Below are 10,829 nucleotides of genomic sequence, written 5' to 3'. Positions count from 1 at the left end.
TTTGATTTTCATAAGCAAACTTAATTTCTCTTTTTGTAGGATGAATATTTATATCAATATTTTCCTGCTCGGTATTCAAATATATTACGATACCTATATATTTGCCGACTGGAATTGCTTGCTTTTGCGCTTGATTTATTGCATGCATAAGCCAACGAGGATAATTTACGCACCTTCCGTTGACAAATAAATATTGCATATTTTTTTGGGCAAGCGCATTCTGCCTTGACGTAATAAAAGTTTCTATGTTAATATTCGGATGAGATACCGTTATATGTTTTAATTTACCTGCCAAATCTTTTCCCAAAACGGCTTCAATTCTTTTTATTTTTGAATCCGTTATATTATAGTCGGCTATTGTTTTTCCGTCGGAAATTATTTTGAACTTAACATCGTTTCTGACAAGTGCAATTTCATCTATACAACTTATAATTTTTGCTTTTTCGGTAGTATCGCTTTTTAAAAATTTTTCTCTAACCGGAGTATTGAAAAATAAATTTTTAACTTCAACTATTGTTCCGCCGGAACCTGCCCACGGCTTAATTTCGGCTTGTCTGCCGCCTTCCATATAATACTGCCAACCGGAAGCGGAATTTTTAACTTGTGTTTTTATATCAAGCATTGAAACGGCAGCTATTGAAGCAAGCGCTTCACCTCTGAAACCTAAGGTAGAAACATTTGACAAATCATCAAATTGTGATATTTTACTTGTTGCATGACGGCAAACACAAAGAAGAATATCATCTTTATCCATACCGCAACCGTCATCGGTAATACGGATTGTTTTTTTACCGGCTTTTTCTATTTCAACAATAATATTTTTTGCACCGGCATCCAAAGAATTTTCAAGTAATTCCTTAACTACATTTAACGGTCTTTCAACAACCTCACCTGCGGCTATTTTATTTATCGTATTGTCATCTAAAATTTTTATTGTCATAATTATTTATATTTTTCCTTCCAGTCGGATAATATTTTTAAGGCCTCTATCGGTTTTAAATTATCAATATCAAGTTTTTTTAATTCTATCAAAATTTCCGGCTCAATTGAAGTAAACAAATCCGGTTGAATATCGTTTTCGAATTTTGAAAAATTTTTATGTATATTTTTTTCCAAACCCTGCAATATTTGATGTGCCCTTTTTATAACTTTATGCGGAAGCCCGGCAAGTTTTGCAACATGAACTCCGTAAGATTTATCGGTAAAACCGTCAATAATTTTATGTAAAAACACAACCGTTCCGTTCCATTCTTTTACCGAAACCGTGCAGTTTATTATTCCTTTTTGGTTATCGGCAAGAGATGTCAACTCAAAATAATGCGTTGCAAATAAAACTTTTGCACCTTTATTTAACGGATTTGCCAAATCGGAAAAAAATTCTATTATTGCCCATGCGATAGACATTCCGTCATAAGTGGAAGTTCCCCTTCCCACTTCATCAAGAATTATCAAACTTCTGTCGGTATATTGGTTTAAAATGTTTGCGGTTTCGGTCATTTCAACCATAAAAGTGGATTCACCGGCAACCAAATTATCACCAGCACCTATCCTTGTAAAAATTTTATCGACTATCCCTATTGTTGCAGCCGAACACGGAACAAAACTGCCCATTTGTGCCATAATAACAATAAGTGCAACCTGTCTTAAATAAGTTGATTTGCCCGACATATTTGGACCTGTTAAAATCATTATTCTTTTTGAATTGTCGTTTAGTTCAATATCGTTTGTTACAAAATTGCCATGCTCCAAAATACGCTCAATAACAGGATGACGTGCATCTTTTAAAATTAAATCTTTTGTATCGTTTACCGAAGGACGAACATAACCGTATTCAACGGCATTATGTGCATAAGCCAAATAAACATCAAGTTCGCCTATAATTTTTGAAAAGCCAAGAAGTTCGTTAGCATATAAGGCAATATCCTGTTTAAGCCGTGCAAAAAGTTCCGTTTCAAGCTTTACAATTTTATCGTTGGCGGAAATTATTTTTTCTTCAAGAATCTTTAATTCCTGCGTTATATATCTTTCCGAGTTTGTTAATGTTTGTTTACGGACGTAATGCTTGGGAACAAGTGATATATTTGATTTTGTAACATCTATGTAATAACCGAAAACATTTGTAAAACCTATTTTCAAATTATTTATTCCGGTTGCCCTTTTTTCTTTAAGTTCAAGCTCTAAAATATATTTTTTTGCATCTTTACTTAGCGCTCTTAACCCGTCAAGCTCTTCGGATACCGACTGTTTAATAACATTGCCGTCTTTAACGAACAAAGGTGTTTCGGGATTAATTTGCCGTTCAATCTTTTCGGCTATATTTTTTACGGTATCAAGATTTAATTCTTTTTCAAAATAATTATATTGCTGCAATTTAACCGTTATTAAAATTATATTATTTAACGACTCTTTTAATGCAAGTAATTCTTTCGGATTTGCAGTTCCGCTTACAATTCTTGCAACAATTCTTTCAATATCGTAAACGGATTTTAATTGTTCTCTAAACAATGTTCGCAGTTGTTCGTTTTTAACAAAAAATTCGGTTTTATTTTGTCTGTATTTTATTTGCTGTATATCAAGTAAAGGTTTTATTAAAAAATCTTTTATAAGTCTTGTTCCCATCGGGGTAACGGTCGAATCCAAAACGGAAAGCAACGAACCGTCCTGTTTAAGCGATGATGTTAACCTGAAAAGTTCCAAGTTTTTAATTGCAACACTGTCAAGCAACATAAAATCACTTGTTTGAATATACCTTATGTTTTTAAGCAAAGGTAAAGATTGCGGTTGATTGTCACGAATATAAATAAATATTGACCCTACGGCAGATATTACGGCCGGTATATTTGCAATATTAAAATGATTAAGTCCTGAAACATTTAAAATTTGTTTTATTGTTTTTTCACAATATGCACAGTCAAAATCGACATCTTTTAAAACGGTTGCCGTTATATTAAATTTATCAAAAACATTTTTTAACTTTTCATCGGATAAATCTTTTTGGGAAATTAAAATTTCACCCGGCTTATATTTTATTATTTCGTCTTCAATATCGGATATTTTTGTTTTATATGTAAAAAAATCTCCGGTGGAAATATCCGCTACGGCAATTGCAACCGAATTATTTTTATCCAAAACTGCCGACATCAAAAAATTGTTTAATTTCGATTCCAATAAATTGTCTTCCAATAAAGTTCCCGGAGTTATTACTTTTGTTACACCTCTTTTTACGATTGTCTTTGTTAAACCCGGTTCTTCAAGCTGTTCGCAAATTGCAACTTTTTTACCTGCTTTTATCAGTTTACGAATATAATTATTAACGGAATGATACGGAACACCGCACATAGGTAATGTTTGCCTTTTTGTAAGCACTACTTCCAATATAGGAGCGGCTTCTTTTGCATCATCGGCAAACATTTCATAAAAATCGCCCAACCTAAAAAATAAAATTATTCCAGGATAATTTTGTTTTATATCAAAATATTGCCGCATTAAAGGAGTTAATGTATTTTCGTTTTTTTCCATTTTAATACCTTTAAAATTTGCAAAGCAAATTTGGTTTATAAGTTTATTGGGTTATAAGGTTATAGGTTGCAAACAACAATTAAAAAATGACTTATAATCCAATAACCCTATCACCTTGTAATCTATTATCGTAAATTACACATTAAAAATGCTTTGCATTTTTTCTATTGTTTTAAAAATAAAATAAGAAAATTTTATTTTTCTTACAAACTTTTTTGTTTCTTTAAACGGTATATGTTCGGCATCATATTCTATTTTATTGTTTGATTGTTTCCATTGTTGCACATTACCAAGCCCGGCATTATATGCGGCAAGTGCCAAATTCAAATTATTATCAAAAATATTCAACAAATAATAACAATAATATGTTCCGAACATTATATTCGTTTCTTGGTCATATAATTTTTCGGCATCAAAATTTTCAATTTTAAAAACGGAAGCTATTTCTTTGGCCGTTGAAGGCATAATTTGCATTAATCCCGTTGCACCTTTTTTTGACTTTGCATTAACATTAAAATTTGACTCAACTTTTATTATTGCCTGTATCAACGAAGGTTCAACGGTATACATAGAGCAATATTTATTTATAATATCATAATATTTTTTTGCCTGGATGAAATAATGTCCGAAATAAAAACAACCCGATGCAACCAAAACAAATAATATTAAAATTAAAATTTTTTTCATACGATAATTTCACCGGTCATACTGTTTGCCAATGCTTTTGTAATTTTAACTTTTACTTTTTGTCCGACGATATTTTTTGAATATTTAAAAAATATTTTTATATTTTGGCTGTTTCTTCCGTCTGCCGTATCATTACTAAAATTTTCAACCAAAATATCTGCGGTTTTACCTATATAATTTCCATTTAATTGTTTTGATATTTTATTTGATTCTTCAAGCAATATTGCAAGCCGTTGTTTTTTTACGGTTTCGCTTACATCATCTTGCAATTTATAAGCCAAGGTTTTCGGTCTCGGCGAATATTTAAAACCGAATATTCCTCCGAATTTTATTTGTTTTATCGCTTGAAAAGTTTTATCAAAATCATTATCGGTCTCACCGGGAAAACCGACTATAATATCCGTCGTAATATTTATATCGGGAATTTTATTTCTTATTTTATCAACCAAATTCCGGTAATGGTCATAAGTATATTTTCTGTTCATATTTTTTAAAATATTATCCGAACCGGATTGTAACGGTAAATGAATATGTTTACAAATTTTTGAATTGTTTGAAATTTCATCAATCAAATCATCCGATAAATCCTTCGGATGATTCGTCATAAAACGAATATTTTCAATATCGGTTTCCGCAGATATTTTTTGCAATAAATTCGTAAAATTAACTTCTTTGTTTTTATACGAATTTACATTTTGCCCGAGTAGTGTAACTTCTTTTACGCCGTTTTGAACAAGGTTATTTATTTCGTTTATGATATCTTCAAAATCCAAACTTATCTCAGGTCCGCGAACATACGGCACTATACAATAAGAACAAAAATTTTGGCAACCCCTCATTATCGTTACGAATTTAAAAAATTGATTTTCTTTATTTTGAATTGTTATATCGGAAGAACTGCTTATATCGATATACTTGCTTATATATTTTGAAAATTCATCAATATGTTTTGCACCCAAAACAAAATTTACAAAATCAAACCTTTGCTTAATTTCTTTATAGGCATATTGAGCCATACATCCTACAACGGCAACTATCATATCGGGGTTTTGTTGTTTGTATTCTTTTACTCTTCCCAAAAAGGAATATGCTTTATGTTCTGCCGAAAACCTGACCGAACATGTATTTAATATAACGATATCGGCCTGTTCAATATTATCAACCGAACAACAACCGTGTTCCAAAAGAAACAAAGCTATTTTTTCGGAGTCGTTAACATTCATTTGGCAGCCGATTGTCTCTATAAAAAAATTCATATTTTATTTCTCGTTAGCTACTTTTATTAAATAATTTGCATAAGTATTATTAAACATTTTTGCATTTTTAAGCAACATTTTTTTATCTATAAAACCTTTTCTGTAAGCTATTTCTTCCAAACAGCTTACCATTATACCTTGCCTTTCTTCTATAGTTCTTATAAACAGAGATGAATCAAGTAACGAATTATATGTCCCGGCATCAAGCCATGCAAAACCTCTGCCGAAAAGTTCTACGGATAAATTTTTATTTTTAAGATAAATATTGTTTATATCGGTAATTTCAAGTTCGCCTCGTTTTGACGGTTTAATTTTTTTTGCATATTTAACGACATTGTTATCATAAAAATATAAACCGGTAACAGCCCAATTTGATTTCGGATTTTTAGGTTTTTCGTCTATGGAAACAGGAACTTTTTTTGAATTTAATGTTACTATTCCATACCTTTGAGGGTCATCCACATAATATGCAAATACCGTTGCACCCTGCTTTCTTTTTACGGCATTTTGTAAAATATTCGGAAGTCCGTGTCCGTAAAAAATATTATCACCCAAAACAAGTGCTGCATTATCGTCACCTATAAAATCCTCACCTATTATAAAAGCTTCGGCAAGTCCGTTGGGCTTTTCCTGCAATTTATATGAAATGTTTAAACCTAATCTTTCACCGGTTTTAAATAAATTTTCCAACAAAGGTAATGTTTCCCGTGTTGATATAATTAAAATATCTTTAATGCCTGCAAGCATTAATGTTGACATGGGATAATAAATCATCGGTTTATTATAAACCGGAAGTAATTGTTTTGATATTACATGTGTTAACGGATATAACCTTGTGGCTTTCCCGCCTGCAAGAATAATTCCTTTTGTTTTCATTATACCCCCTAAAAATCGCTTTGCGATTTTTAATGTATTGATGTATAGATGTATAGATGTATGGAAACGAAAACTACAGATTTCTCGCTATCGCTCGAAATAACAACAAAGAGAAACTTTTATATCTATAGATTGCGGATCAAGTCCGTAATGACAACTTTGCATTTTGTCGTGCCATTTCGTTGTTATTCATCTACTTCTATCCTTCCATACCTCCAGCCCTATATACCTCAAAAATTTGCTTTGCAAATTTTTATGTCTTTCGTAATTTGTTTTTTCAATTCATCCAAATTTTTAAATTTTTTTTCTTTTCTTAAAAACTTATGAACTAAAATTTTAACTGTTTTAAATTTTTTATTTTTATTAAAATCCAACAGATGAACTTCCAATGATAATTTATGTTTTATTTTTTTTATCGTCGGATTTGTTCCTATATTTAAAACACCTTTAAAAATTTTATTTTTATCAATTAAAGAACATACAAAAACACCTTTCGGTAAAATTTTATTTTCATCAACGGCAACATTTACGGTAGGAAAATTTATTGTTCTTCCTATTCTGTTACCGGAAACATGCTCCCCTGTAATTTCAAAACTTCTTCCAAGCATTAAATTTGCCTGTTCTATTTTATTGTTTAAAATTAAATTTCTGATTTTTGTTGAAGATACTATTTTACCTGAAACTTTTACGGGTTTAATAACGGTTAAATCAATATCATATTTTTTAATGTTTTTTTTAAGCCATTTAATATTACCTTGTCTTTGTTTACCGAAACACGAATCGTAACCTACAACAAGATGTTGAGCATTTAATTGCTTGCATATTACATTTTTTAAAAAATCATCGGCAGACATATTCGCTAACGATTTATTCGGTTGTATCAATAAAATTTCATCTATCGGATATGAAGATAATATTTGTAATTTTTCTTCCGGTAATGTAATTAAACCTTCTATTTTTTTTAAAGGTTTTTCTATAACTATAACAATACTTTTAAGATTATATTTTTCGGATATTTCTATTGTTTTTTTTATAACGGCAGAATGCCCTATATGAAAACCGTCAAAAGTTCCTAATGTAACAACAGCTTTTATCATTTCTTATCCCGTTAAATAATATCTTGTTATTATACCATTAAAAAATTTGCTCCGCAAATTTTTTAGGTTATTGAATGATAACGACAGCTGAGAAGCTGAGAGCTGAGAGTTTAACGACAAACAAACTAAATAAAAACGGCAAAGGTTATGTTTTAACCTCTGCCGTTTTTGTTATAAAATTTTGCTCTTCAGCATATTAATACATCGGAGGCATTCCAGCTCCGCCCATCGGAGGCATTGCCGGTCCGTCTTTCTTTTCGGGTTTATCGGTTACAAGTGCTTCGGTTGTAAGAACAAGCCCTGCTATTGAAGCTGCATTTTGTAATGCTGTTCTTGTAACTTTTGCAGGATCAACAATACCTGCTTTTATCATATCAACAAATTCATCGTTATCCGCATTGTATCCGTAAGAAGCATCTTTTTTATTTTTAATTTTATCAACTATAACGGATGCCTCTATACCGGCATTTTCAATTATTTGTCTGATAGGACCTTCCAAAGATTTTTTAACTATATTGATACCTGTTTGTTCGTCACTGTCTGCACCTTTTAAACCGTCAAGAACAGCTTGTGCTTTAAGTAATGCAACTCCGCCGCCGGCTACCATACCTTCTTCAACACCTGCTCTTGTTGCATTCATTGCATCTTCAACTTTAAATTTCTTTGCTTTCATTTCGGCTTCCGTTGCCGCACCTACATTTATAACTGCAACACCACCTACCAATTTTGCCAACCTTTCCTGTAATTTTTCTTTATCATAATCGGATTTTGTTTCTTCGATTTGTTTTCTTATTTGTGCAATTCTTTGGTCTATTTCCTGTTTTTTACCCGAGCCGGAAACGATTGTCGTATTTTCTTTATCTACAACAACTCTTTTTGCCTGTCCGAGCATATCAAGAGTAGCAGCATCAAGTTTTAAACCTGTTTCTTCGGAAATTACCGTTCCGCCGGTAAGAATTGCAATATCCTGCAACATTTCTTTTCTTCTGTCACCGAAACCCGGAGCTTTAACAGCAATAACTTTTAATGTCCCTCTTATTTTGTTAACTACCAAAGTTGCAAGTGCTTCACCTTCAATATCTTCCGCAATTATTATAAAACCTTTACCGGTTTGAACTACTTTTTCAAGCAAAGGAAGAATTTCCTGCATTGAAGAAATTTTCTTATCGGTAATTATTATATAAGGATTTTCCAAAACACCTTCCATTCTTTCTGCATCGGTAACAAAATAAGGTGATGTATATCCTCTGTCAAATTGCATACCTTCAACAACATCTAATGTTGTATCGGCAGATTTTCCTTCCTCAACGGTAATTACACCATCTTTACCTACTTTGTCCATTGCATCGGCAATCAAATCACCTATTTCTTTATCGTTTGCCGAAATTGATGCAATTTGTGCAATTTCTTCTTTGCTGCTTACTTTTTTTGAAACTTTTTTTATTTCACCGATTACTGCATTAACAGCTTTATCAATACCGATTTTAATGTGGTTTGCATTTGCACCTGCGGTAATGTTTCTTAAACCTTCCGAAATCATTGTCTGTGCAAGAACGGTTGCAGTTGTTGTTCCGTCACCTGCTATATCATTTGTTTTTGATGCAACTTCTTTTACAAGTTGTGCACCCATATTTTCAAAAGGATCTTCAAGTTCAATTTCTTTTGCAATTGTTACACCGTCGTTTGTTACCGTCGGTGAACCGAATTTTTTATCCAATACTACATATCTGCCTTTAGGGCCCAATGTTACTTTTACTGCATTTGCAAGTTTATCTACACCTGCTTTCATAGCTTTTCTTGCTTCATCCGTATAAACTAATTGTTTAGCCATTTTTATATCTCCTTTTAAAATCGCTTTGCGATTTTGGTTTATAGTTTATGAGGTTATGAGTTACTTTTTAAATTTCTTTGTCATTTTAAATGATAACCCTATAACCTTATCAGCTTATAACCTGCTTTTTATTTATTCCAAAATTCCCAAAACATCTTCTTGTGACATTATCAAATAAGCTTCGTTATCTATTTTTACTTCGGAACCGGAATATTTTCCGTATAATACTTTATCACCTACTTTAACATCCATAGGAATTATTTTTCCGTTTTGGTCAATTTTACCCTTACCTGCTGCAACAACCGTTCCTTCCTGAGGTTTTTCTTTAACCGTATCGGGAATTATTATCCCGCCGATTTTCTTTTCCTTAGGTTCTTCCGTTTTTACTAAAATTCTGTCACCTAATGGTCTGATTTTCATCTTCTTCTCCTCCTAAATTTTAATATATTTTTTACTTCTTAAAACCAAAATTATTTTAGCACTCTTTAAATAACAGTGCTAATTATAACATAGCTAAAAAAATTTGTCAAGTCCTTTTTTTAAGATTTTTTCTTTTTGTTTTTTTTATGAATTGTTAAATCTTTTATTAACGGTATTTCACCGCAATCCGGGAATAAATGACAATTTATACATTCACTCCAAATTTTTTGAGGAAGAACTTCTTTTGAAATAATTTCATATCCGAGTTTTTTGAAAAACTCCGGTTTAAAACTTAATGCAAAAGTTGTAAATATACCGAGTTCGACGGCATTTTTTTCCAATGTGGTAACAATTTTTCTGCCGATGCCTTTTCTTGCATATTTTTTTTCAACCGCCAATGCTTTTACCTCGGCAAGGTCGTCCCAACTTACATGCAATGCACCGCAAGCTATAATTTTTTTATTATGCTCGGCAACGACATATTCCTGTATATTTTCATAAATAGAGTTCAACGACCTATGCAACATTTCTTTGTTGTCGGCATAGAACTCTACAATTTTGTGTATTTGTTTTACATCCTGAACTTTTGCCGGTCTGATTTTCATTGTTTACTTTGTCCAATTATATCCCGCATCAACGGCTTTAACATTTAACGGAATAACTTTAGGTTTTGCCGCAAATGCCGTTTCCAATGCTTTTTTTACATGGTCCAAACTCGGAGCTTGTATTCTTTTTACCAAAGCACCGACGGCAACCATATTTGCGGTTCTTATATTGCCAACCTGTTTATCTGCAATTTCGGTTATGGGAATAAATGTTATTCTTTTATCGTTATAATCTGCTTCATTTATCAAAGATGAATTTGCAATAATAACGGCATCTTCTTTCATTCTCGGTAAAAACTTATCCAACGAAGGTTTATTTAATGCTATTAAAGCAGAAGGTGCAAATGCTACTGGAGAACCTATTTCCTCATCGGAAATTATAACCGTAGAATTTGCCGTTCCTCCCCTCATTTCCGCACCGTAAGAAGGAAACCATGTTGTTTTTAAATCCTGTTCCAATGCCGACTGTGCAAGAAGAGTTCCTGCAAGTAAAACACCTTGTCCGCCAAAACCTGCTGAAATTATTTCTTCGTAAATT

General features: G+C 32.0%; 10 protein-coding genes. All 10 read right to left on the bottom strand.

What is annotated here, in order from left to right:
- The coding region (gene mutL / locus ACMUOV_RS06540) for a DNA mismatch repair endonuclease MutL (RefSeq protein ID WP_413854302.1) at window positions 1-940 on the bottom strand (940 nt) is incomplete at its 3' end.
- A 2-nt stretch (window positions 941-942) separates the two neighbouring features.
- The gene (gene mutS, locus ACMUOV_RS06535; RefSeq protein WP_413854301.1) at window positions 943-3,519 is read right to left on the bottom strand and encodes a DNA mismatch repair protein MutS; all 2,577 of its coding nucleotides are present in this window, start codon (window positions 3,517-3,519) and stop codon (window positions 943-945) included.
- Between the two features lie 135 nt (window positions 3,520-3,654).
- The gene (locus tag ACMUOV_RS06530) at window positions 3,655-4,206 is read right to left on the bottom strand and encodes a lytic transglycosylase domain-containing protein (protein WP_413854300.1); all 552 of its coding nucleotides are present in this window, start codon (window positions 4,204-4,206) and stop codon (window positions 3,655-3,657) included.
- Window positions 4,203-5,462 (bottom strand): tRNA (N6-isopentenyl adenosine(37)-C2)-methylthiotransferase MiaB, encoded by a 1,260-nt coding sequence (miaB, locus tag ACMUOV_RS06525; RefSeq protein ID WP_413854299.1) that lies wholly within the window; start codon window positions 5,460-5,462, stop codon window positions 4,203-4,205. Before miaB ends, ACMUOV_RS06530 begins: the two co-directional genes overlap by 4 nt.
- 3 nt (window positions 5,463-5,465) lie before the next feature.
- Complete coding sequence (gene rfbA, locus ACMUOV_RS06520) at window positions 5,466-6,338, bottom strand: glucose-1-phosphate thymidylyltransferase RfbA (protein WP_413854298.1); 873 nt, start codon at window positions 6,336-6,338, stop codon at window positions 5,466-5,468.
- A 230-nt stretch (window positions 6,339-6,568) separates the two neighbouring features.
- The gene (locus tag ACMUOV_RS06515; protein WP_413854297.1) at window positions 6,569-7,435 is read right to left on the bottom strand and encodes a bifunctional riboflavin kinase/FAD synthetase; all 867 of its coding nucleotides are present in this window, start codon (window positions 7,433-7,435) and stop codon (window positions 6,569-6,571) included.
- A 196-nt stretch (window positions 7,436-7,631) separates the two neighbouring features.
- A complete protein-coding gene (gene groL, locus ACMUOV_RS06510; RefSeq protein WP_413854296.1) occupies window positions 7,632-9,266 on the bottom strand; it encodes a chaperonin GroEL in 1,635 nt (544 codons plus the stop codon).
- Between the two features lie 132 nt (window positions 9,267-9,398).
- Window positions 9,399-9,686 (bottom strand): co-chaperone GroES, encoded by a 288-nt coding sequence (gene groES, locus ACMUOV_RS06505; protein ID WP_413854295.1) that lies wholly within the window; start codon window positions 9,684-9,686, stop codon window positions 9,399-9,401.
- A 119-nt stretch (window positions 9,687-9,805) separates the two neighbouring features.
- Entirely contained in the window at window positions 9,806-10,291 is a 486-nt protein-coding gene (locus ACMUOV_RS06500) for an N-acetyltransferase (protein WP_413854294.1), read from the bottom strand.
- Window positions 10,292-10,294: 3 nt separating this feature from the next.
- Window positions 10,295-10,829: 2-oxoacid:acceptor oxidoreductase family protein (locus ACMUOV_RS06495; protein ID WP_413854293.1), on the bottom strand; the 535-nt coding region annotated here is incomplete at its 5' end.

This window comes from Candidatus Ruminimicrobium bovinum (assembly GCF_902760015.1).
Classification (GTDB): domain Bacteria; phylum Elusimicrobiota; class Endomicrobiia; order Endomicrobiales; family Endomicrobiaceae; genus Ruminimicrobium; species Ruminimicrobium bovinum.
Note: the sequence above shows the minus strand (reverse complement) of the source record. Positions and strands in the feature narration are given on the sequence as shown.

Bases quoted from the DNA above. Each gene is read 5' to 3' on its own strand.
- mutS (WP_413854301.1), bottom strand. From the start codon at position 3,519: ATGGAAAAAAACGAAAATACATTAACTCCTTTAATGCGGCAATATTTT.
- ACMUOV_RS06530 (WP_413854300.1), bottom strand. From the start codon at position 4,206: ATGAAAAAAATTTTAATTTTAATATTATTTGTTTTGGTTGCATCGGGT.
- miaB (WP_413854299.1), bottom strand. From the start codon at position 5,462: ATGAATTTTTTTATAGAGACAATCGGCTGCCAAATGAATGTTAACGAC.
- rfbA (WP_413854298.1), bottom strand. From the start codon at position 6,338: ATGAAAACAAAAGGAATTATTCTTGCAGGCGGGAAAGCCACAAGGTTA.
- ACMUOV_RS06515 (WP_413854297.1), bottom strand. From the start codon at position 7,435: ATGATAAAAGCTGTTGTTACATTAGGAACTTTTGACGGTTTTCATATA.
- groL (WP_413854296.1), bottom strand. From the start codon at position 9,266: ATGGCTAAACAATTAGTTTATACGGATGAAGCAAGAAAAGCTATGAAA.
- groES (WP_413854295.1), bottom strand. From the start codon at position 9,686: ATGAAAATCAGACCATTAGGTGACAGAATTTTAGTAAAAACGGAAGAA.
- ACMUOV_RS06500 (WP_413854294.1), bottom strand. From the start codon at position 10,291: ATGAAAATCAGACCGGCAAAAGTTCAGGATGTAAAACAAATACACAAA.